The following is a 22,236-nucleotide window of genomic DNA, read 5'->3' on the forward strand; positions in this document are numbered from 1 at the left end:
CAAAAAAAGAGCCGTTAAAATGAATTAACAGCTCGTGTGATTTACTTTAAATTAAACTTTACAGTTTCAAAATTTTTTAAGTTCGTTCTTTAAAGGGCTTTATTTTTTTTAAGGCTTTTTCTAAAGTAAAAGAAAAATCAGATCCAATACCGATTTCGCTTTCTACATAAACTTTTTCTTTGTGTGCTTCGATAATGTGTTTTACAATGGCCAATCCTAAACCAGAACCGCCTTCTGTGCGAGAACCACTTTTGTCTACACGATAAAAACGTTCAAATAGACGCGAAATGTTGTGCTTTTCGACACCTTCGCCATCATCACTAATTCGAATCAATATTTTCTTCTTAGTCAAATTTACAATACTCACTTCGGTTTGTCCGTTTAGCTTTCCGTATTTAATCGAGTTGACAATTAAATTTTCTAGCACTTGTTGAATGCGGTCTTTGTCTCCTTTGACCACTATGATTTGGGGATATTTTTTTTCGAATAACAAGCGTATTTTTTTCTTCTCAGCTTTCATTTCGAGCAATTCAAAAACATTCTGAATGAGTTCGACGATATTGAATCGAGATATATCTAAATTTAAATCACCTACTTCGAGTTTAGTAATCATGTCTAAATCTTCGACAATATAGATCAAACGATCTACTCCTTTTTCGGCACGTTTCAAATATTTCTCTCGAATTACTTCGTCATCCATGGCACCATCTAGCAAAGTCGAAATATATCCTTGCACGGTAAACAAAGGTGTTTTTAATTCGTGTGACACGTTTCCTAAAAATTCTCGGCGGTATGCTTCTCGAATTTCCAGCATTTCAATTTCTAACTTTTTGCCGGTAGCAAATTTTTTGACTTCGCGAGAAAGTGTTTCCATATCGGTTGTAATCGGTTGATTTAAAAGTGGCGTGGACTCTAATAAAGAAACCTCATCGTAAATTTTCTTTACTCTTCGGTAAATAAATCGTTCAACTCGATATTGCAAAACAATAAAAGAAAAAATATAAACGCAAAACGCGAATACTGTACTGAAAAAAAATAGCCGTTCTACCGAGCTTTTAAAAAACAAATAGGCTAATAAAGCACCAAAACCAGTTGCAAATAAACTGATAAATAGTGCCGATTTTATAGCAAATTTGTATGTTTTCTTGAAACTTATCTTCATTAAATAAATCTAAATGTATTAAAGTAAAATTTAAAACCGCTGCACTACTACTTCGGGTAGTTCAAAAGAAAACCACTAAGAGAAGAAGTAAAATTAAGCTTTTAAAACGCTCAATAAAACTAAAAAATCTTAGTGGTTCTATAGTTGTTTTTTATGAATTATAAATTGAAAAAAACTACACTTCAAATTTATAACCTACTCCTTTTATAGTTTTAAAAAAATCTTCGCCTATTTTTTCTCGTAATTTACGAATGTGCACATCGATCGTTCTTCCGCCAACTACCACCTCGTTACCCCAAACTTTGTCGAGTATCTCATCTCGTTTAAAAACTTTACCGGGCTTGGATGCTAACAAATAGAACAATTCAAATTCTTTTCTTGGTAAAGAAATTTCTTGATCGTCTTTGATGATTTTGTACTCTTCCCGGTTAATTTCTATTCCGCCTACATTAAGAGTGTCGCTCGTTTTTTCTTCTTCGCGCGTACGGCGCAACAATGCTTTTACTTTACTAACCAGTAATTTGGGTTTAATTGGCTTGGTAATATAATCATCAGCTCCGGCATCAAAACCAGCTACCTGCGAATAATCTTCGCTGCGAGCGGTTAAAAAAGTAATAATAACATTATTTAATTCTGGAATTTTACGAATATTTTCACACGCTTCCATACCGTCCATTTCGGCCATCATTACATCCATTATAATAAGGTCTGGCAATTCTTTCTGTGCTTTTTGTATCGCCTCTTTTCCATTAGAAGCCGTTACAATTTGATAGCCTTCTTGCGATAAATTGTACCCTACTATTTCTAGAATATCGGGCTCGTCATCTACTAGTAAAATTTTGGTTTGTGTCTTTTTCATATTCAATTAATAAAGCATCAAAGGTTGATAAATCGCCGAATTATAACAGTTTACTCGCGACGATTATAGTTTACAAGTGTAAATATATAACTATTTAGCCCTTTAAAAAGTGGAGTTAACCGTAATTTAAATTAATAACAATTTGATAATACAATGGAGACAAAAGCATAACAAGCGGCTAACATGAACTTTACAAAGCCACCTTTAATTTGCATCAAAATAAACAAACAAAGAAAATGAAACTGAAAGTAAACTTACAATTTCTTATTATTACCTTATTATTTTGCTCACTCGCTTTTGCTCAATCTAAAGGAACCATTTCTGGAACGTTAACCGATAAGGAAATGAATAACGAATCGTTACCTTTTGCAAACGTTGTGATTAAAGGTACAACTGTTAGCACCAATACTGACTTGGACGGTAAATATTCGTTATCTGTCGTTCCTGGAGAATACATTTTGCAATTTAGCTTTGTAGGCTACGACAATGTAGAAGTTCCAGTGGTTGTTCGAGCCAGTGAAACGGTTATCGCAAACCAAACTTTGTCTTCTGGTGGATACACGCTTAACGATGTGGTAATAAAAGCTACTGTGAGTCGCCAAAAAGAGTCTGCTCTATTACTCGATCAAAAAAATGCAGTCGCTTTTAAGGCAGCAATTGGAGCTGAAGAAATTACTCGAAAAGGCGTAAGCGATGTAGCCAATGCAGTAGCAAAAGTGAGCGGCATCTCTAAACAAGAAGACTCGGGAACTATTTTTGTACGCGGTTTAGGTGATCGCTACAATGGCACTACTTTAAATGGACTTCCGTTACCGTCCAACAATCCTTCTAATAAAAATATAACATTAGACATTTTTTCGACTAGTATCGTCGATAATATTGGGGTAAGCAAAACATTTGAAGCGCAAAATTATGCCGATTTTGCTGGAGCAAATATTGATATTAGTTCCAAGAAATTCAGTGGCAAACCTTTTATTAGTTTTTCACTTGGTGCCGGAGCTAATACGAACGTAATGAAGTTAGATCATTTTTACTTGCAAGATGGTCCGTCTTACACGGGATTTAAAATAATAAAAACGCCAAGCGCTCCTTTAAAACCATACAACTATGCAACAAGTTGGGACAGACAAGAAAACAAGAACATCTTAAACGCTTATTACACCTTAAGTGCCGGGCGAAAATTCAACATTAATGAAGAAAGTTCTTTAAGTACTTTCATCACCGGTTCTTTTAGTGCAAAAAATAAGTATACAGAAGGATACAGCAGAGGAAACTTAACTGCCGATGGAGACATACTATCTGATTTTTATCGAAAAGCTTACAAACACAGTACGACCACAACAGCGATGGGAACAGCTGATTATAAAATCAATGCTAAAAATTCTATTTTAATTACGTCATTGTTCTTAAATTCAAGCGAGCAAGATTATAGTGAATATGAAGGAACCAACGTGAATTTTGATGGCGGAGGAATAGGAATTGATCAAATATCTGGATTCATTAAGCGTGGAACATTTGAAAGGACGCAGTTGTATGTGAACCAATTGGTGGCTAAAACTAAGTTTAACGAGCAATGGAATTTAAACTGGGGCTTGGGTTATAGTATTGCCAACAATAGCATTCCAGATCGCATGCAAAACTCTTTCGTTAAAGCTGCTGACGGAATAAACTATACGTTCTTTACCAATTCGAACATTCACAACCACCGCTTTTTCCAAGATTTAAAAGAAAAAGAATTCGCTGCCAATGTCGCACTTTCGTATGATTTTAATAGAAATAATATCCACGACGAATACAAAGGAAAAGTAACTTTTGGTTATTCTGGTAAATTAAAAAAAGTAGATTACAGTACGCAACAATATTCATTCTTCCCCGATAGAAATACACTTTCTTTTTCTAAAGAAGAACTAAACACTACCGATATTTATTTAGACGCTACAAATTTCGGATCTGCGTCTTCAAACAAAATACAACAATCCTATAATGGTAATCTCGACATTAATGCGGCTTTTACTACTGTACAATATGCTGTAACCGATAAATTAGGCGTGATTCTTGGCGCGAGATTAGAGCAAACCAGTCAAAATGTTGTTTTTTACTCCACTGTAAAACCAAATGGTCAAAGTGCTGACCATACCAAATTTAATGTTTTACCAAGTTTAATTTCTAAATATGCGCTAAATGAAAATCAGAATTTAAAATTCTCTTTTAGTAAAACGTATACGCTTCCTCAATTTAAAGAAAAAGTAGAAATTTTGTATGAAGATGTAGCGCAAGCTTACGTAGGAAATGCAAATTTATACGCTTCTACCAATTACAACGCCGATTTAGGTTGGGAATTTTTTCCGAAACCAGGCGAACTGATTTCGGTGACTGCATTTGGTAAAATTATTCAGAATCCGATTAACGAAATGTTTCTAAATTCGTCTTCTAACGACATCACTTATGCAAATACCGGAGACAAAGCAACTGTTGCAGGAATAGAATTGGAGTATCGAAAAAATATTTTTGAAATTGAAAATACTAACGATTTAAAAACCAAATTGTCTTTCGACTTAAATGGATCGTACTTGTACAGCAACCAAGATCTTAGTAATGATAAAGTAAATGCTGAAAATACTTTTGGAGCCAATTTTACTTTTGCAGAAAGCAAATTATCAGGAGCCTCTAGCTTTTTAGCTAACGCCAACCTTTCGTTCATGAACGAGTTTGCTCAAGATAAAGATGTAACTGCGACCCTTTCGTACTCTTATTTTTCGGACAAATTAGCCGTTATAGGAACCTCAAATGTCGGGAACATGGTAGATAAGGCGGTTAATAAATTAGACTTCATTATCAGTTCTAACGTAAGCAAGAATATCAAATTAGGCTTCATTTACAACAACATCTTAAATCCGAGCTTCGAACGTGTTTTAGAACAAGGAAAAGTGACTGGAAAAGAAGCTGTTGGTGATGTGTTAGTCACTTCGTACAAAGCGGGTTCTGACCTTAGACTGACGTTGAATTACAGCTTCTAAAATTATTTTTTGCGTCAATAAAAAAGAGGATTAGCAATTACTAATCTTCTTTTTTATGAGTACTAATTCAATGTAAACTTTAGATTAACTATGCTCATACATACTACCTTAGACTTAATATAGAATTAATGCCGCCTTAACTCCATAAAAACATCTGATGCTTTACTTTGCCCTAATTAAACGAAACAATAAAAAATCAATTCACATGAAAAAAACACTTTTTGCAATGGCTGCAATAGTAGGACTTACGGTAACCGCTTGTAGTTCTGATGATAGTAACAGTATTAAAAACGACAGTACTTTTGAACTAAAAGTTGATGATTTACAAGGAGACATTAAAGACGGAATTGTTACTCTAGACCCTAGTAAAACTTACACTTTGACCGGAGGATTGGTGGTTAAATCTGGAGCAACTTTAGTAATTCCTGCTGGAACAATAATTAAAACGTCACCAACTGCGCTAGAAACTTCTTTATATATTGCTGTAGAAAGAAATGCGAAAATTAACATTAATGGAACTGCTGCAAAACCGGTAGTGATGACTTCTGGCAAAGCATCTCCAGCCGAAAGCAACTGGGGTGGATTAATAATCTGTGGAAATGCTAAAGTAAATACAGGAGACAACGGTACATCTGAAGTTGGTGGTTTAAGTTATGGTGGCACAGACAACCTTGACTCGTCAGGAAATATTACCTTTTTAAAAATCATGTACACGGGCTCTAAATTTACAGCAGAAAAAGAATACAATGGTATTTCTTTCTTCGGAGTAGGCTCAGGAACAGAAGTTTCAAACATTTACGCTTTTGAAAGTGGTGACGACGGAATTGAGTTTTTTGGAGGTGCTGTAAATCCATCTAATTTAGTAATCATTAACTCGTATGATGACTCGCTCGATTTTGCTGACGGATGGCAAGGAACTGCTACTAACGTATACATTAAGGGTATTACTAAAGCGGGCGTTGAAGGATCTAACAATCAAAAAAATCCTGCTGATGCGCTGCCGATGACTGCTGGTAAAATAGTTAACATTTCTATTGTTAAAGGCGATGATAAATTTAAAGCCGACGAAAAAGCGATTAACTATAAAGAAGGTGGTGGAAAACAAACGTATACTAATTTATTTGTCGCAGCTGACATGCCTATAGCATTATGCAAATTATCTACAGATGCTGGCGTAGTTGCTAACCTTGCAGCTGGTAACTTTATCATAACCAATTATACTTTTGGTGCTCAAATTACTACTTTAGATGGCCCTAAATTATCAGGAACAACTACTGCTGCAACTGGTGCTGGCGCAGGAGCTAGTTTACCTTCTTGGGCAGATTGGACTAAATAAAACCTACTAAATAATACAATCGAGCGGTCTGAAAATTGATTTTCAGACCGCTTTTTTTGTGTCCATCTACACATTACACCAATAGGTAAACGTCTCCAAATGCTGTACTCTAAAATAGTAGTAAAGTATTTGAATTAATAAATTACAGTTAAAAAATAAAGGCCTATAACATTATTTAACTAACTGAAATACAATATAATGCAGCATTTATAACTAATTATAAAAATATACTCCTAAAAATTTGTTACACCGTATTTTTTTTGTAATTGCTATATCTTTTTTATGTACTTTTACGAATACCAAATAGATGCGATGGCAAAAAATTACTTTTATATTACTTTTTTATTGGCTTTTTTCTTTTCTCTGAGCGTCTCAGCTCAAGACGGTAAAGCGCAATCCAAACCGCAAGATACTACGGTTATTGAAGGTCTAAGTGTGTACCCAAATCCCGTAAGTAACGGTAAAGTTTACATTACTTCAAAAAATGATTTCAATAAACAAATTATCATATTTGATGTTTTAGGCAAAAAAGTTTTGCAAACGGAAATAGCTTCAAGGGAACTAAACGTATCTTCTTTGGCCCCTGGTGTTTATATTATTAAAATAACCGAAGAAAATGCTACCGCTACACGAAAATTAATCGTTCGATAAAAGCTCTACAGTATACATAAAGCTCCAACTTGTTTGGAGCTTTATCTTTTTAAAATAGTTAGTACCTTTGCAAAAAAAATTGTGATTGCAACTTCTGATATCTTTACTATTTCAAACCAAAAACAATTTGAAAAAACAGCCCTTAAAGTTTTTCGGCACCAGCGCGAGCACAATTTAGTGTATCGGGAATTTTGTGATTTGCTAAAAATAAATCCACAAGAGGTAAAATCACTGACAAGCATTCCATTTTTACCCATTCAATTTTTTAAAAGTCATGCGGTTGTTTCTAATACAAATCCTATTCAGGAAACGTTTAGCAGCAGCGGCACTACAGGCATGATTACCAGTAAACATTTAATTACTGATGTAAGCATTTATGAAGAAAGTTACCGCAGCGGATTTACGCAATTTTACGGCAACATTGAAGATTATGTGGTCTTGGCTTTACTTCCATCCTATTTAGAAAGGGACGGTTCTTCGTTAATTTATATGGTCGAAGATTTAATTCGTTTATCGAAACAAAAAGAAAGTGGTTTCTATTTGCACAATCACGAAGAACTGATCGAAAAATTAGAGAAACTGGACCAATCGGGACAAAATGTGATTCTGATTGGTGTTACTTATGCTTTATTAGATTTAATCGAAAAACATCCATTTAAGCTCCAAAATACCATTATTATGGAAACCGGTGGCATGAAAGGCAAACGCAAGGAGATGATTCGCGAAGAATTACACGAACAACTTTGCGCAGGTTTTGGAGTTACTGCCATTCACTCAGAATACGGAATGACGGAGCTTTTGGCTCAAGCCTACTCGTTAGGAAACGGAATTTTTGAATGCCCTTCGTGGATGCAAATTTTAATACGCGATACGGAAGACGCTTTAACCTACGTAAAAGAAGGAAAAACGGGTGGCATCAACGTAATCGATTTGACCAATATTAATTCGTGTTCTTTTATTGCTACGCAAGATTTGGGCAAAAAATATCCCAACAACTCTTTCGAGGTATTGGGACGTTTTGATAATTCTGATATTCGTGGTTGTAATTTAATGGTGCTTTAAAAACCAAATTATTAGAGTATTTAAGCTATTAAACTACTCTTACCACAAAATAGTTTTTCTTACCACTTTGCAATAATACAAACTGCTGATTAATTAAGTCGTTGCTTGTCAACACGTAATCTTCTTTAACTTTCTCTCTATTTACAGAAATAGAGTTAGCAGTTAACGCACGACGCGCTTCTCCATTCGATTTAAAAAAGCTTGTTTTTTCGTTTAAAACTGAAACAATATCTAAACCAGCTTCTACCTCTGATTTACTAATTTCTGCTTGCGGGACACCATCAAAAACATCTAAGAAAGTAGCTTCATCCAATTGTTTCAAATCATCAGAAGTAGCGTTTCCAAAAAGAATATTTGATGCTTTTACGGCATTGTCCAAATCAGCTGAAGAGTGAACCATTATCGTAACCTCATCAGCCAAACGTTTTTGCAACAAACGCAAATGTGGTGCTTCTTTGTGCTTAATAGTTAAGTCTTCAATTTCTTCTTTAGACAAAAAAGTAAATATTTTAATGTATTTCTCAGCATCGACATCTGAAGTATTCAACCAATATTGGTAAAATTTATACGGAGAAGTTCTCGCTGAATCCAACCAAATGTTTCCACCTTCCGACTTTCCAAATTTAGTTCCGTCTGCTTTTGTTATTAGCGGACAAGTCAACGCATATGCTTTTCCTGCCTCAATTCTTCGAACCATTTCGGTACCGGTAGTAATATTTCCCCACTGATCGCTTCCGCCCATTTGTAGGGTACAACTTTTGTTTTTATATAAATGTAAAAAGTCGTAGCCTTGTACCAATTGGTACGTGAATTCTGTAAACGACATTCCTTCAGCAGACTCAGATGACAACCTTTTCTTTACAGAATCTTTAGCCATCATATAATTTACTGTAATGTGCTTACCTACGTCGCGAATGAATTCTAAGAAGGAGAAATCCTTCATCCAATCGTAATTATTAACCAATTCTGCAGCGTTTGGCACATCCGAGGTAAAGTCTAAAAAACGAGACAATTGCGCTTTAATCGAATCTTGATTGTGGCGTAATGTTGGTTCGTCTAATAAATTTCTTTCATTCGATTTTCCTGATGGATCACCAATCATTCCGGTTGCACCACCAATTAAAGCTACTGGTTTGTGGCCAGAAAGCTGAAAATGTTTCAATAACATCACACCAACTAAATGTCCGATATGTAATGAATCGGCAGTTGGGTCAATACCCACATACGCCACACGCATTTGTTCCATCAAATGTTCTTCGGTACCTGGCATAACATCGTGAAGCATTCCTCTCCAAGTTACTTCTTCAATAAAATTTTTCATCTTTTTAAACAATTTTTGCAAATATAAGGATTGTGAGTTGCAATCTCAAAAATTATCGTGTTTAGTAGGCTCTAAAGATTCAAAGTCCCAAAGTAGCAAAGGTTTAAAAAAGTGCTAACGTAAACAGAATATTGAACGAACCTAAAGTGCTCAATTGCTTGTCTGAGCCTTTACAAACCTCAACCTTACAATCGCTGAACCATTCTAAAATATTAAGAACAAAAAATGATAGCGAAATACAACATTCTATTTTATCTTTACTGAATGATTTTAATAACAGGAGCCACAGGTTTAGTAGGCGCACATTTGGCTTTACATTTAATTGAAAAGGGAAATACGGTTCGTGCAATTTACCGTGACGCTCAGTCGATTGACAAGACAAAAGCGTATTTTGACTTTTACCAAAAAGGTGATTTAATCGATAAGCTAGAATGGATTCAAGGTGATATTTTAGATGTTCCTTCCTTAGAAACTGTTTTTGTCGGAATTGATTTTGTCTATCATTGCGCCGCTTTTATTTCTTTTGATCCAAATGATGAAGAAAAAATCAGGAAAACTAACATTGAAGGTACGGCTAACATTGTAAATTTTTGTATTGCCAAAAACATTCAAAAATTATGTTTTTTAAGTTCGATTGCGGCCCTAGGTGATATCGCTCCGCATGAAGAAAGTATTTCTGAAACAACAGATTGGAATCCTGAAAAACCGCACAGCGATTACGCAATATCAAAATATGGCGCAGAAATGGAAGTTTGGCGCGGACATCAAGAAGGTTTAGATGTACTGGTTTTGAATCCTGGCGTTATCATGGGACCTTATATTAAAACAACAAAAATGCAGCAAGGAAGTGCCACTTTATACCATCGTGTTGCCAATGGTTTGTCTTTTTATACTTTAGGTCGAACTGGTTTTATAACCATAAATGATGTTGTTACTATTGCCATTGAGTTGATGGAAAGCGATGTTAAAAACGAAGGATTCTCTTTAGTGGCCGAAAATATAGTTTTTAGAGAAATACTAGATGCCATCGCTAAAAGCTTGGGAGTCAAGAAACCGCGCATTCACGCCGATGCTTCTCTCATGAATATTTTGTGGAGAATTGATTGGCTGCTTTCTAAAATCACCAATAAAAAGCCTCAAATAAGTAAGGCTGGCGCAAAAGCATCGTACTCAAAAAATTTGTATTCGAATGCAAAGATTAAAAGAACCTTAGATTATAAATTCGAAAATGTCATTGCGTACATTTCAGAAAAAGCTATTCGATAGCACGCAGTTTATGACGTGTTTTTTTAATGCTTTTATTGATTGAATCTTCATTGACTCTTACTGCAGGAAGGGCTTCTGCTTTTTCCTGCTTCTTAGCTTTTTTCGTATTTTCCCTAATCGAATCTTTTTTTCGATTAGGGAAAATACGTTTGTTTACAATACTGTCTTGTGTTTTAATTCGGTTTTGAACCTCTGTAAATATGTCCTTGTATTGGCTAAAATGCGAAGCATAATACATGTTGTTTTGCGCAAATTGCAAGCTGTCAATTTTATATTTTTTGTAGATGTATTTTGGTGTATTCACTTGATTAGAGTCCACAACATAAGGATATTGATACTTTATGGCTTCTAGCAAAGCCATATCATACAAAATATTTGTCATGATTTTTTTATCAATCAATTTTTCTGGTTTTGCGACAACTTCCTCTTTGCAACTAACCATCAAAAGCACCATTGAAACAACTACTAAAATTTTCTTCATTATAACAATTTAACGATCAAACAATAAACGTGCTCCAGCGCGAATATCTTTTACTTTAAAAGAATTGTAAACCAATTTACCATTTACAAAAGTGTGTGTCACTCTAGATTTAAAGGTGTATCCCTCGAAAGGAGACCACCCACATTTGGCTAATATATTCTCCGACTTAACACTCCAAGGCATTCCTGCATTTACGATTACCAAATCGGCGAAATATCCTTTTCGTATAAATCCTCTTTTTTCTATCTTAAAAATTTTAGCTGGATTGTGTGCCGTTTTTTCGACAATTTTCTCCACACTAATTTTCCCTTTATGGTGCGCCTCAAATAGTGCAACTACTGCATGTTGCACTAGCGGACCACCAGAAGGTGCTTTTAGATAATTTTGTTTTTTCTCTTCCTTCGTGTGTGGTGCATGGTCTGTCGCAATAACATCAATGCGATCGTCTAACAAAGCTTCCCACAATGCATCGCGATCTGCAGCTGTTTTTACTGCCGGATTCCATTTAATATAATTTCCCTTGGTTGCGTAATCGTCATTGGTAAACCACAAATGGTGTACACAAACTTCGGCTGTAATTTTCTTTTCTTCTAACGGAATTTTATTGGTAAACAATTCCATTTCACGAGCGGTAGAAAGATGAAAGATATGTAAGCGTGCTCCAGTCTTTTTTGCAAGCGCAACCGCCTTTGAAGAAGACAAATAACATGCTTCTGCACTTCGGATCAAATGATGCGCCGTTACCGGAATATCATCTCCATATTCTTCTTTGTACTTCGCTAAGTTTTCTTGTATGGTAGTTTCATCTTCGCAATGAACAGCAATTAACATTTTGGTACTCGAAAATATTTTTTCTAAAGTAGCTTCATCATCCACCAACATATTTCCTGTCGATGAACCCAGAAATATTTTAATACCAGCTACATTTTTGGGATTTGTTTTTAAAACTTCCTCTAAATTATCGTTGGTCGCACCCATCATAAATGAATAATTCGCGTACGAATTATTGGCTGCAATTTTATATTTTTCTTCTAAAATTTCTTGAGTAACTGCATTAGGCACCGTATTAGGCTGCTCTATAAACGAAGTAATTCCGCCAGCAACAGCTGCTCTAGATTCTGATTCAATGTCTCCTTTATGCGTCAAACCTGGCTCTCTAAAATGCACCTGGTCGTCTATCATACCTGGAATCAGGTAATTTCCTTCGGCATCAATTATCGTACAATCAGATGATTTAGCACTTATGCTTTCGGAAATATCTACAATTAAGTCATTCTCAATTAGCAAATCACCTTCAAAAATTGTCCCTTCGTTTACTATTTTAGCATTCTTAATTAAGATTCTACTCATTTTATTATTTATAAAGTATTAAAAACTTTTCTTATTCGCAGTGCAATTACACCAAAAATGGCTTCTTTAATAATGGCATTACTCATTTTTGAAACCCCTCTTGTTCGATCGGTAAAAATAATCGGAACTTCGGTGATCTTAAACTTTCCGCAAAAAGTTCTGTATTTCATTTCGATTTGAAACGCGTAACCTACAAACTTTATTTTATCTAAGTCGATCGTTTCTAGAACTTCTCTTTTAAAACAAACAAAACCAGCGGTCGCATCGTGAATTTGCATCCCAGTAATAAATTTTACGTAGACAGAGGCGAAATAAGACAACAAAACACGGCTTAAAGGCCAGTTGACTACGTTTACACCCGTTACATAACGAGAACCAATTGCTAAATCGGCGCCGCCAAAGTGACACGCATCGTACAACTTTTCTAAATCGTTTGGATTGTGAGAAAAGTCGGCGTCCATCTCAAAAATAAACTGATAGTCTCTTTGTAAGGCCCACTTAAATCCATGAACGTAAGCGGTTCCTAAACCTGCTTTTTTTGTACGGTTTTCTATAAACAATCGTTCTCCAAATTCGCTTTGCAATTGCTCCACTTTTTTGGCCGTTTTATCGGGAGAATTGTCGTCGACAACAAGTATATGAAAAGATTTGTGCTGAGAAAGCACTGCCCTTATTATACTTTCTATATTTTCAATTTCGTTATAGGTTGGAATTATAACAACAGAATCATTCATGTTTTTTGAGTAATTGCAAAGCAAAAGTAAACTTTTTATAGCATTTGATTGATATCAAGGTACTATTTGTTTTAAAAGGAACACCGACGCAGTCTTGTAACGCCATATTATGTTATTTTAAGAATATATGTTTGATAATACAGTTATAATAAAAGTATTGAACCAAAAAATTACTAATTTTGCCGCATTATGATGGAAGAACTTCAATTACGAATCACCGAAAACAAAGACTGGGCAACTGTTCTGTTTGTGGTTGCTTTTGCTATTATCGCCATAACAAAGTCTGTTTACGAGAATCGTTTTAATGATTTCTCTAGGTTAATATTTTCAGATAAATATGCCAAAATTTATCGCGACAGCAGTCATCTAAAAAGTAGCTTTACCGCTTCATTGTTTTTTGTACAAATAATTTCGTTCGCTTTTTTTATTCTGCTTACCCTAAATATATTTGGATATGCATCAAAAACTGACTGGCTGCTTTACATCCAAATTATTACTTTCTTATTCTTTTTTATTGTTTCTAAATATTTAGTCGAAAAAATAATAGCCACTTCCTTTAATATGGAAGAGTTTATTGAGCAATTCAATCTTCAAAAAGTCACGTATCGAACCTATATCGGAATTTTGTTACTGCCGATTAATGCGATTTTGTTCTATTATGATGGATTTTCTACTAATGTTCCGTTAATAATTATGATAGTTGCTTTGACAATTAGCATGGTTGCTTATATTATTTCAATAAAAACCTATCAAAATGCAATTATCGGTAAGTTGTTTTATTTTATTTTGTATCTTTGCGCACTTGAAATAGCTCCTTATTATTTCATGTATTATTTGTTTACAAAGGGCAATATTTAGAAAATATTATTATATGAAAGTGAAAACAATTTTGGTATCTCAGCCGGAACCTAAAGTAGAAAACTCTCCTTACTTTGAGCTACAATTAAAGCATAAGATAAAAATTGATTTTAGACCTTTTATCCATGTCGAAGGAGTAAACGCAAAGGAAATCCGTCTTCAAAAGATAGATCTTAATAATTACACTGCGATCATTTTGACAAGCAGAAACGCAGTGGACCACTTTTTTAGAGTGGCTGAAGAAATGCGTTATAAAATTCCAGAAACGTTAAAATATTTTTGTCAGTCGGAAGCTGTCGCATTTTATTTGCAAAAATATGTGGTGTACAGAAAACGTAAAATTTATGTTGGAGCAAAAGATTTTGCCGATTTGTCTCCACTTATCAAAAAATACAAAGACGAAAAATTCTTATTACCCGCTTCAGATCAACTGAATGCAGATGCACCTATTACCTTAGATAATTTAAAAGTAGATTGGACTCAAGCTATTTTTTATAAAACTGTAATGAGTGATTTATCTGATTTGGCAGATGTTTATTATGATGTGTTGGCTTTTTTCAGTCCAACTGGAATTAAATCATTGTATAAAAACTTCCCTGATTTTAAACAAAACGATACTAGAATTGCAGTTTTTGGAACTTCAACTCAAAAAGAAGCATTAGAGCACGGTTTGCGAATTGACATTATGGCGCCAACGCCAGGAAATCCATCTATGACAATGGCATTAGAAAAATATATAGTGGAAGCAAATAAAGGAAAATAATTTTTTTGCTCAACCAAAATAATAAAGCTGCAAGATTTGCAGCTTTTTTTATGCAGAAATATTAATAATTCCCCCACATTTGATAATCACTTAGATGTTTGTAGCAAGCGACGTTGGCAAACAAAATAATGCGATATTTATGAAAGCTGCTAGAAATCCCATCCGGCTAATTACCAATAAAATCGACATACCAGAAGCGATAATTCATCAATAACTATCTAAAAAGATTAAATTGAAGTATTTTGGGTTCTAAACTTAACGTAAACTATATACTTTTACTCTTTAATAGCATTGTTTTTAAAAGCAACTATTTGGATAAAGTTGCACGAAACCCTCCAGCATTAAAAGAGCTCACAAAAGTAAAACCACAAATAAAAAAGCCAGCATGATTTTAAATATCATTCTGGCTTTTGTGTGTTTTAAAAATATCTAATTAATTTCTTCTTCCCCCCATATAAATAGAGACGTAATACAACAAAGTACCAATAGAACCAATTGCCGCTACGACATACGTTCGTGCAGCCCACTTTAGCGAATCTTTGGCGCCAGCGTGTTCTTGTGGCGTTAACATTCTTTTATTTTCTAGCCATGCCAATGCACGATTACTCGCATCATATTCTACCGGCAACGTTACTATTGTAAACAATGTCGTTGCCGAAAATAGTACAATGCCGAATAACAACAGTTCTGGAAAAGCGTTCATCAATAAGATTCCGGCCAATAAAATCCATTGCATAAAGCTTGACGCCACATTTACCACTGGCACTAATTTCGAACGCATCGTTAACCATTCGTAACCCACCGCATGTTGCACAGCATGACCACACTCGTGAGCCGCAACCGCTGCCGCAGCTGCGTTTCTTTGACTGTAGACCGCCTCACTTAAATTTACCGTTTTATCTGTTGGATTGTAATGATCGGTCAACCGTCCTGGCGTGGATATTACTCGAACATCTCTAATTCCGTTATCAGCCAACATTTTTTCAGCGATTTCTGCTCCCGTCATATTATTTTGCAAATGCATTTTCGAATAAAATTCGAATTTACTTTTTAGCCTTGAACTCACTAACCAACTAAAAAGCATGATTATACCCGCAAGTATTAAATAGCTACTTCCCATATTTTATATTTTTAAAATTCTATTTCTGTTACTCATTTAAAAGAGCAAATTGTGAACCAAAGTATAAAAATGTCATATTGACATTCTTTAAAAAGCAATTACAACAGCAATCAAAGAATAACCAAAAGTGTTTAAATACATACAGTAAACATCTCCGCAAAAGATAGTTAAACAGAAACAAAAAAATCCAAATCCCAACAACAATTGGAATCTGGATTTTTATCTATATATAGAATGACATCAACTAAAATTAATAACTCACAATTAAAAATTAAAAATTCATAATTAATAATTAGTGATTTATCCAACCAAGTTGATGATTTTTCCTGGAACAATTATCACTTTGTTTGGCGTTTTGCCATCCAATTGTTTTAGCGTTCTTTCGTCTTTCATAACGATTTGCTCAATTTGATCTTTGGTTAAATCCAAAGGTAATTTTAGCGTGAAACGCATTTTTCCGTTGAATGAAACCGGATATTCTTTTTCTGATTCTACTAAATACTTGGCTTCAAAAACAGGAAAAGGAACTGTAGCAATCGAACCTTCATACCCTAATAACGACCATAATTCCTCAGCGATGTGTGGCGCATAAGGCGAAATTACAATTGCCAACGGCTCTAAAATGGCACGCGAATGACAGTTTTGAGCAGACAATTCGTTTACACAAATCATAAATTGTGAAACTGATGTATTGAAGGAAAAATTCTCAATGTCATCGACAACTTTTTTGATGGTTTTGTGTAAGGATTTTAAATTCTCTTTGTTTGGTTCTTCATCAGTTATAATTAAATTATGTTCATCAAAATACAAACGACAAAGTTTTTTTAAGAAACCAAAAACACCTGAAATTCCAGCGGTATTCCAAGGTTTTGCTTGTTCCAAAGGCCCAAGAAACATTTCGTACAAACGCAACGTATCCGCTCCGTATTCGGCGCAAATATCATCTGGAGTTACTACATTGTATTTGGATTTGGACATTTTCTCTACCTCGCGACCAACGATGTATTTTCCGTTTTCGTCCAAAATAAATTCGGCATTTTTATACTCTTCTCTCCAATTTCTAAATCTCTCGACATCCAGTTCATCTGAAGCATTGACCATCGAAACGTCTGCGTGGATTGGCTGAACATTTTGACCTTCTATTTTATTTTTAGATATAAAAGAATTAGTTCCTTCTAGTCTATAAACAAAAGCACTAGTTCCCAAAATCATTCCTTGATTGATCAGTTTTTTGAAGGGTTCTTCGGTTGGTGCAAAACCTTTGTCTTTTAAAAATTTATTCCAAAAACGCGCATACAATAAGTGACCAGTTGCATGTTCATTTCCTCCAATATATAAATCGACACTTTCCCAATATTTTAGGGCTTCCGCCGAAGCAAATTCGGTTTCGTTATTGGCGTCCATATAACGCATCCAGTACCAAGAACTACCAGCCCAACCCGGCATAGTATTTAGTTCTAAAGGAAAAATTGACTTGTTATCTACTAAATCTGTTGCAACTACTTTATTATTCACCGTATCCCAAGCCCAAACTATTGCATTTCCTAAAGGCGGCAAACCTTCTTCGGTAGGCAAATAATTGGCTACTTCTGGCAAAATGATAGGCAAATGTTGCGCATCAATCATTTTAGGCAAACCATTTACATAATACACCGGGAAAGGTTCTCCCCAATATCTTTGGCGAGAAAAAACAGCATCACGCAATCGGTAATTGGTTTTTCCTGTTCCTTGTTCAATAGCCTCCAATTCAGCAATAGCCTTCTGAGTCGCTTCTTTATAACCCAAACCATCTAAGAAATCAGATTCTACTAATTTAAAGCCATCTTTCGATCCAAACGCGGATTCTGAAATGTCTTGATCAAAAATATTCTTGATCGCTGGCATTCCCTTTTGTCCTTTAAAGAAATTGGCAAAAGCATAGTCGCGCTCGTCACCACAAGGAACCGCCATAACCGCCCCTGTTCCGTAACCCGCTAAAACATAGTCACCAATCCAAACCGGAATTGGCTCTTTTGTAAAAGGATGTTCCGCATATCCTCCTGTAAACACTCCCGAGATCGTTTTAACATCTGCCATGCGCTCTCTTTCAGAACGTTTCGCCGTTTTTTCGATGTAGGCATCAACTGCTGCTATTTGCTCTGCAGTTGTAATTTGAGAAACTAATTCGTGTTCTGGCGCTAAAGTCATAAATGTAACTCCAAAGATAGTGTCGGGACGCGTAGTAAAAACTGAAATAGTCCCATCTAAATTTTGCAAACTAAAATCTACCGAAGCTCCAACTGATTTTCCAATCCAGTTCCTCTGGCTTTCTTTGATGCTTTCGCTCCAGTCGATATCGTTCAGGCCTTGTAACAAACGTTCCGCATAAGCCGAAATACGCATGCTCCATTGTGTCATTTTTTTACGAATAACTGGATAACCACCACGTTCTGAAACGCCATTGACAATTTCGTCATTGGCTAAAACCGTTCCTAATCCTGGACACCAGTTGACTTCGGTTTCGGCCAAATAGGTTAATCTGTATTTTAATAAAATCTTTTCTTGCTCTTCTTCCGAATAAGTATTCCAATCTTCGGCTGTGAAAATTGCTACCTGATCATCGCAAACTGCCTCTACCAGCACATTTCCTTCTTCAGCAAAAACTTTCACAAGTTCTGTTACATCAAAAGCTTTATTCTGTTTTTTGCAATACCAAGAGTTGAACAATTGAATAAAAATCCATTGGGTGTGTTTGTAATAATCTGGATTAGAAGTGCGCACTTCTCTGCTCCAATCAAAAGAAAATCCAATTTTGTCCAATTGCTTTCTGTAACCTGCAATCTGATTGCCTTCTTTATCTACGCCACCGTCAATATTCACACGCGTCGTGTCTTCTGGTCTTTGTCCAGTTTGAATGGCATATTGCTCCGCTGGCAAACCGAAACTATCGTAACCCATAGGGTGCAACACATTAAAACCTTGGTGTCTTTTGAATCTCGAATACACATCTGAAGCAATATAACCTAGCGGATGTCCTACGTGCAGCCCTGCTCCCGAAGGATAAGGAAACATATCTAATACATAATGCTTGGGTTTATCTGAATTGTTTTGTGCTGCAAAAGTTTTGTTTTCTGCCCAATATTTTTGCCACTTGGCTTCTATTTCGTTCGGATTGTATTTCATCTTTAAGGTACTGAGTTGCAAAGTGACAAAGCGCTGAAGATTTGCTCACTATAAATTATAAAAATGCAAATTTACATTTATTGTACGTGCTACAAAAACAATTCGCCAATTATGGTTTATTTATAGCATCCAAATTTCTATTTCAGGCTAAAAATGAATTACTATTTAAAAAACCGCCACAATTTCGTCTTAATTTCAACTTTAAGCACTAAAGTCAAAACTTTGACCGTTATTAGCTTCATATAAAGAAATTCTTTATTATTTTTACGTCAAAATTCAGATAAACTATGAGTTCTTCTTTTGATAAATTTCAAAAACGCAGGTTAATTTCCTCTTATTTTTCAGTTGTACTTAGTGTATTTCTGGTTTTATTTCTATTGGGTGTTTTAGGATTATTCGTTATTAATTCTAAAAAATTAGCCGATGATTTTAAAGAAAAAATTGCCATGACGGTTTTCTTTGACAACGACGCCAACGATAGTATTGTAAAAGCTTTTGACGCCGACTTAAAAAAAGTGCCGTATGCAAAAAGCTATGTTTATGTTTCTAAAGACCAAGCTGCCAAACAGCACACTGATATTATTGGAGAAGATTTTTTGACTTTCCTAGGAGAAAATCCATTGCAAAACTCTTATGACATTCATTTAAAAGCCGATTATGTTGAAAAAGACAGCATCGCTAAAATCGAAAAAAGTCTTCGCAAAAACGCTATGATTTCGGATATTGTTTACGATAAACAATTGGTTAATTTGGTTAATGACAACATTAAAAGAGTAAGTTTCTGGATTTTAATTATCAGTGGTTTTTTAACCGTAATTGCTGTTTTATTAATTAATAGTTCCCTTAGACTATCCATACATTCTAACCGATTTATCATTAAAACCATGCAAATGGTAGGTGCGACAAAATCTTTTATCCGAAGACCTTTTGTAATGCGAAGTGTAAAATTAGGAATGATTGGTGCTGGCTTAGCCATATTGGCATTGATTGGTGTATTGATTTACTTAGATACCAATTTCCCAAGTTTAGGCATTCTTGATGACAAGGTTTTAATTGCATTTGTATTATTAACCGTTTTAGGAGTCGGAATTTTGATTACTTGGTTGAGTACGCACTTTGCAACACAACGTTTCTTGAACTTGAGAACAGACGATTTATATTAACACTAAGCATAAACAGCTAGCAATCTTATTTTTCTGATTGATAGTTCACAAATATTCAACACAATGAAAGACAAACAAACCAATCAAGAATTTCTTTTTGATAAAGTAAATTATAAAATTCTTTTAATCGGAATTGGAGTAATTGCTTTAGGTTTTATTTTAATGAGTGGCGGCGGAAGCGATGATCCAAATGTTTTTAATGAAGCCATTTTTAACTTTAGAAGAATTAGATTGGCACCAACCACCGTTTTAATTGGTTTTGGAATTACCATTTATGCCATTCTTAAAAACCCAAACAAAAAAGTAAATAGTACAAACATCTAGCAGCTTCTTTTTTAAAAGCGCCACTATATTTACTACCTATTAAAAAATACTGATCACTGATCATTTGATAAATGAATACAATACAAGCCATCATTCTTGCTATTATTGAAGGATTGACCGAATTTTTGCCGATTTCATCGACCGCTCACATGGGCTTTACTGCGGCTCTTTTAGGAATGGAAGAATCAGAATTTTTAAAAATGTTTCAAGTTTCAATACAGTTTGGCGCTATTCTAGCCATTGTCGTTTTGTATTGGAAAAAATTCTTTGATTTTAAAAACTTTGATTTTTATATAAAATTAGCTTGTGCTGTTGTACCTGCGCTGGTTTTGGGCTATCTTTTTGACGATAAAATTGAAGCCGTTTTAGGCAACCAAATCGCCATATCGACAGTTTTAATTTTAGGCGGAATTGTGCTTTTATTTGTAGACAATTGGTTTAAAAACCCACGAATTCACGACGAAAAAGAAATCAGTATTAAAAAAGCAGTGATCATTGGTTTCTGGCAATGTTTGGCCATGATGCCCGGAACATCTCGTTCTGCAGCCTCAATTATTGGCGGAATGACACAAGGCTTAAGCCGAAGAGCAGCAGCCGAATTCTCTTTCTTTCTAGCAGTTCCAACCATGTTGGCAGTAACCGTATATTCTGTTTTTGTAAAAACTTGGGGCAAAGGAACCGGAACCGAAATGAAAGGGTACGAAATGATCTTACAAGATGAAAGCCATATCTATTTATTTATTATTGGAAATATTATTGCTTTTATCATTGCCCTACTGGCAGTAAAAACTTTTATAAATGTATTGGCAAAATACGGATTTAAATTTTGGGGTTGGTATCGAATAATCATTGGAATCGCATTGTTAATTTATTTTTATTCAACTAAATAATGGAGCCATTAACAATAGAAGAATACCAAGAAGGACAAATTTTTCTGGTAGATAAACCCCTAAAATGGAGTTCTTTTCAAGCGGTAAATAAATTAAAGTACGCTTTAATTAACAAAATCGGGCTTCCCAAAAAGTTTAAAATCGGTCATGCAGGCACTTTAGATCCTTTGGCGACTGGCTTATTGCTTATTTGTACGGGAAAATTCACCAAAAGAATTACCGAATTGCAAGGACAAGCCAAAGAATATACCGGAACCATTTGTGTTGGAGGAACCACGCCATCTTATGATCTGGAAACTGAAATTGATCAAACTTTTGCAATTGATCACATTACTGAAGCGTTAATTAACGAAACCATTCCACAGTTTTTAGGCGAAATTGATCAAAAACCACCTATATATTCGGCAATTAAAAAAGATGGAGTTCGTTTGTATGAACACGCTCGTGCGGGTCAAGAAATAGAAATTGCAACCCGAAAAACGACTATCAACGAATTTGAAATTACCAGAATTGAGTTGCCCGAAATTGACTTTAGAGTCGTTTGTAGCAAAGGTACTTACATTCGCTCGTTGGCCTTTGATTTTGGAAGAGCATTGCAATCTGGCGCACATTTAACAGCTTTGCGCCGAACGAAAATTGGTGACTACAATGTAAAAGATGCCATTGATGTTGAAGCATTTGAAAAAAGTTTAGCTTAAAAATCACAATATAAAAACC

The 22,236-nt window shown here is 35.0% G+C and carries 19 protein-coding genes; 11 read left to right on the top strand and 8 right to left on the bottom strand.

Annotated features, from left to right (window positions below; all coding sequences use genetic code 11):
• Nucleotides 1-76: 76 nt before the first annotated feature.
• The gene (locus tag ACRASX_RS03585; RefSeq protein WP_432222441.1) at nucleotides 77-1,162 is read right to left on the bottom strand and encodes a sensor histidine kinase; all 1,086 of its coding nucleotides are present in this window, start codon (nucleotides 1,160-1,162) and stop codon (nucleotides 77-79) included.
• Nucleotides 1,163-1,337: 175 nt separating this feature from the next.
• Nucleotides 1,338-2,021, bottom strand: a complete 684-nt coding sequence (locus ACRASX_RS03590; RefSeq protein WP_066311337.1) for a response regulator transcription factor — start codon at nucleotides 2,019-2,021, stop codon at nucleotides 1,338-1,340.
• 236 nt (nucleotides 2,022-2,257) lie between these two features.
• On the opposite strand from ACRASX_RS03590, the gene ACRASX_RS03595 reads away from it, so the two are divergent.
• The 4 genes from ACRASX_RS03595 (at nucleotide 2,258) to ACRASX_RS03610 (ending at nucleotide 8,087) form a co-directional block, all read left to right on the top strand.
• Entirely contained in the window at nucleotides 2,258-5,038 is a 2,781-nt protein-coding gene (locus tag ACRASX_RS03595; protein ID WP_432222442.1) for a TonB-dependent receptor domain-containing protein, read from the top strand.
• A gap of 205 nt (nucleotides 5,039-5,243) precedes the next feature.
• Complete coding sequence (locus ACRASX_RS03600) at nucleotides 5,244-6,374, top strand: hypothetical protein (protein ID WP_432222443.1); 1,131 nt, start codon at nucleotides 5,244-5,246, stop codon at nucleotides 6,372-6,374.
• A 312-nt stretch (nucleotides 6,375-6,686) separates the two neighbouring features.
• Complete coding sequence (locus tag ACRASX_RS03605; RefSeq protein ID WP_066313405.1) at nucleotides 6,687-7,025, top strand: T9SS type A sorting domain-containing protein; 339 nt, start codon at nucleotides 6,687-6,689, stop codon at nucleotides 7,023-7,025.
• Between the two features lie 81 nt (nucleotides 7,026-7,106).
• Nucleotides 7,107-8,087, top strand: a complete 981-nt coding sequence (locus tag ACRASX_RS03610; RefSeq protein ID WP_432222444.1) for an acyl transferase — start codon at nucleotides 7,107-7,109, stop codon at nucleotides 8,085-8,087.
• 28 nt (nucleotides 8,088-8,115) lie between these two features.
• On the opposite strand, the gene tyrS is transcribed toward ACRASX_RS03610, so the two are convergent.
• The gene (gene tyrS / locus ACRASX_RS03615) at nucleotides 8,116-9,408 is read right to left on the bottom strand and encodes a tyrosine--tRNA ligase (protein WP_066311346.1); all 1,293 of its coding nucleotides are present in this window, start codon (nucleotides 9,406-9,408) and stop codon (nucleotides 8,116-8,118) included.
• Nucleotides 9,409-9,672: 264 nt separating this feature from the next.
• On the opposite strand from tyrS, the gene ACRASX_RS03620 reads away from it, so the two are divergent.
• On the top strand, nucleotides 9,673-10,674 hold the full coding sequence (locus ACRASX_RS03620) for an NAD-dependent epimerase/dehydratase family protein (protein WP_432222445.1): 1,002 nt from the start codon (nucleotides 9,673-9,675) through the stop codon (nucleotides 10,672-10,674).
• Here ACRASX_RS03620 and ACRASX_RS03625 read toward each other — a convergent pair.
• Genes ACRASX_RS03625 through ACRASX_RS03635 form a run of 3 tightly spaced genes read right to left on the bottom strand, consistent with a single transcriptional unit; the run spans nucleotide 10,664 to nucleotide 13,239 of the window.
• A complete protein-coding gene (locus ACRASX_RS03625; protein WP_432222446.1) occupies nucleotides 10,664-11,155 on the bottom strand; it encodes a DUF4296 domain-containing protein in 492 nt (163 codons plus the stop codon). The two genes, ACRASX_RS03620 and ACRASX_RS03625, sit on opposite strands and share 11 nt — an antisense overlap.
• A gap of 9 nt (nucleotides 11,156-11,164) precedes the next feature.
• Nucleotides 11,165-12,505 (bottom strand): dihydroorotase, encoded by a 1,341-nt coding sequence (locus ACRASX_RS03630; protein WP_432222447.1) that lies wholly within the window; start codon nucleotides 12,503-12,505, stop codon nucleotides 11,165-11,167.
• Nucleotides 12,506-12,513: 8 nt separating this feature from the next.
• On the bottom strand, nucleotides 12,514-13,239 hold the full coding sequence (locus ACRASX_RS03635; RefSeq protein ID WP_066311362.1) for a polyprenol monophosphomannose synthase: 726 nt from the start codon (nucleotides 13,237-13,239) through the stop codon (nucleotides 12,514-12,516).
• 189 nt (nucleotides 13,240-13,428) lie between these two features.
• On the opposite strand from ACRASX_RS03635, the gene ACRASX_RS03640 reads away from it, so the two are divergent.
• Both ACRASX_RS03640 and ACRASX_RS03645 read left to right on the top strand, forming a co-directional pair.
• Nucleotides 13,429-14,097, top strand: coding sequence for a DUF4271 domain-containing protein (locus ACRASX_RS03640; protein ID WP_066311370.1), 669 nt, complete (start codon nucleotides 13,429-13,431; stop codon nucleotides 14,095-14,097).
• A gap of 13 nt (nucleotides 14,098-14,110) precedes the next feature.
• Nucleotides 14,111-14,860 carry a uroporphyrinogen-III synthase gene (locus ACRASX_RS03645; protein ID WP_432222448.1) on the top strand — a complete coding sequence of 250 codons (750 nt, stop codon included), beginning with the start codon at nucleotides 14,111-14,113 and terminating at the stop codon, nucleotides 14,858-14,860.
• 433 nt (nucleotides 14,861-15,293) lie between these two features.
• Here ACRASX_RS03645 and ACRASX_RS03650 read toward each other — a convergent pair whose 3' ends face one another.
• The gene (locus ACRASX_RS03650; protein WP_066311380.1) at nucleotides 15,294-15,980 is read right to left on the bottom strand and encodes a zinc metallopeptidase; all 687 of its coding nucleotides are present in this window, start codon (nucleotides 15,978-15,980) and stop codon (nucleotides 15,294-15,296) included.
• Between the two features lie 300 nt (nucleotides 15,981-16,280).
• Complete coding sequence (gene leuS, locus ACRASX_RS03655) at nucleotides 16,281-19,142, bottom strand: leucine--tRNA ligase (RefSeq protein WP_432222449.1); 2,862 nt, start codon at nucleotides 19,140-19,142, stop codon at nucleotides 16,281-16,283.
• 287 nt (nucleotides 19,143-19,429) lie between these two features.
• Between leuS and ACRASX_RS03660 the strand changes: the two genes are divergently transcribed.
• The 4 genes from ACRASX_RS03660 to truB all read left to right on the top strand — a co-directional run bounded on the left by ACRASX_RS03660 (nucleotide 19,430) and on the right by truB (nucleotide 22,217).
• The gene (locus ACRASX_RS03660; RefSeq protein WP_066311388.1) at nucleotides 19,430-20,305 is read left to right on the top strand and encodes a cell division protein FtsX; all 876 of its coding nucleotides are present in this window, start codon (nucleotides 19,430-19,432) and stop codon (nucleotides 20,303-20,305) included.
• 63 nt (nucleotides 20,306-20,368) lie between these two features.
• Complete coding sequence (locus tag ACRASX_RS03665) at nucleotides 20,369-20,629, top strand: DUF3098 domain-containing protein (RefSeq protein WP_432222450.1); 261 nt, start codon at nucleotides 20,369-20,371, stop codon at nucleotides 20,627-20,629.
• Between the two features lie 71 nt (nucleotides 20,630-20,700).
• On the top strand, nucleotides 20,701-21,519 hold the full coding sequence (locus ACRASX_RS03670) for an undecaprenyl-diphosphate phosphatase (RefSeq protein ID WP_432222451.1): 819 nt from the start codon (nucleotides 20,701-20,703) through the stop codon (nucleotides 21,517-21,519).
• Entirely contained in the window at nucleotides 21,519-22,217 is a 699-nt protein-coding gene (gene truB / locus ACRASX_RS03675; RefSeq protein WP_432222452.1) for a tRNA pseudouridine(55) synthase TruB, read from the top strand. The genes ACRASX_RS03670 and truB overlap by 1 nt, the downstream gene beginning before the upstream one ends.
• The last annotated feature ends 19 nt before the right edge of the window (nucleotides 22,218-22,236 follow it).

The sequence above is a fragment of the Flavobacterium sp. TMP13 genome (assembly GCF_050847115.1).
GTDB lineage: Bacteria > Bacteroidota > Bacteroidia > Flavobacteriales > Flavobacteriaceae > Flavobacterium.

Bases quoted from the DNA above. Each gene is read 5' to 3' on its own strand.
- ACRASX_RS03590 (WP_066311337.1), bottom strand. From the start codon at position 2,021: ATGAAAAAGACACAAACCAAAATTTTACTAGTAGATGACGAGCCCGAT.
- ACRASX_RS03645 (WP_432222448.1), top strand. From the start codon at position 14,111: ATGAAAGTGAAAACAATTTTGGTATCTCAGCCGGAACCTAAAGTAGAA.
- leuS (WP_432222449.1), bottom strand. From the start codon at position 19,142: ATGAAATACAATCCGAACGAAATAGAAGCCAAGTGGCAAAAATATTGG.
- truB (WP_432222452.1), top strand. From the start codon at position 21,519: ATGGAGCCATTAACAATAGAAGAATACCAAGAAGGACAAATTTTTCTG.
- ACRASX_RS03620 (WP_432222445.1), top strand. From the start codon at position 9,673: ATGATTTTAATAACAGGAGCCACAGGTTTAGTAGGCGCACATTTGGCT.
- ACRASX_RS03600 (WP_432222443.1), top strand. From the start codon at position 5,244: ATGAAAAAAACACTTTTTGCAATGGCTGCAATAGTAGGACTTACGGTA.
- ACRASX_RS03635 (WP_066311362.1), bottom strand. From the start codon at position 13,239: ATGAATGATTCTGTTGTTATAATTCCAACCTATAACGAAATTGAAAAT.
- ACRASX_RS03640 (WP_066311370.1), top strand. From the start codon at position 13,429: ATGATGGAAGAACTTCAATTACGAATCACCGAAAACAAAGACTGGGCA.
- ACRASX_RS03595 (WP_432222442.1), top strand. From the start codon at position 2,258: ATGAAACTGAAAGTAAACTTACAATTTCTTATTATTACCTTATTATTT.
- ACRASX_RS03670 (WP_432222451.1), top strand. From the start codon at position 20,701: ATGAATACAATACAAGCCATCATTCTTGCTATTATTGAAGGATTGACC.
- tyrS (WP_066311346.1), bottom strand. From the start codon at position 9,408: ATGAAAAATTTTATTGAAGAAGTAACTTGGAGAGGAATGCTTCACGAT.
- ACRASX_RS03630 (WP_432222447.1), bottom strand. From the start codon at position 12,505: ATGAGTAGAATCTTAATTAAGAATGCTAAAATAGTAAACGAAGGGACA.
- ACRASX_RS03585 (WP_432222441.1), bottom strand. From the start codon at position 1,162: ATGAAGATAAGTTTCAAGAAAACATACAAATTTGCTATAAAATCGGCA.
- ACRASX_RS03660 (WP_066311388.1), top strand. From the start codon at position 19,430: ATGAGTTCTTCTTTTGATAAATTTCAAAAACGCAGGTTAATTTCCTCT.
- ACRASX_RS03625 (WP_432222446.1), bottom strand. From the start codon at position 11,155: ATGAAGAAAATTTTAGTAGTTGTTTCAATGGTGCTTTTGATGGTTAGT.
- ACRASX_RS03650 (WP_066311380.1), bottom strand. From the start codon at position 15,980: ATGGGAAGTAGCTATTTAATACTTGCGGGTATAATCATGCTTTTTAGT.
- ACRASX_RS03665 (WP_432222450.1), top strand. From the start codon at position 20,369: ATGAAAGACAAACAAACCAATCAAGAATTTCTTTTTGATAAAGTAAAT.
- ACRASX_RS03605 (WP_066313405.1), top strand. From the start codon at position 6,687: ATGGCAAAAAATTACTTTTATATTACTTTTTTATTGGCTTTTTTCTTT.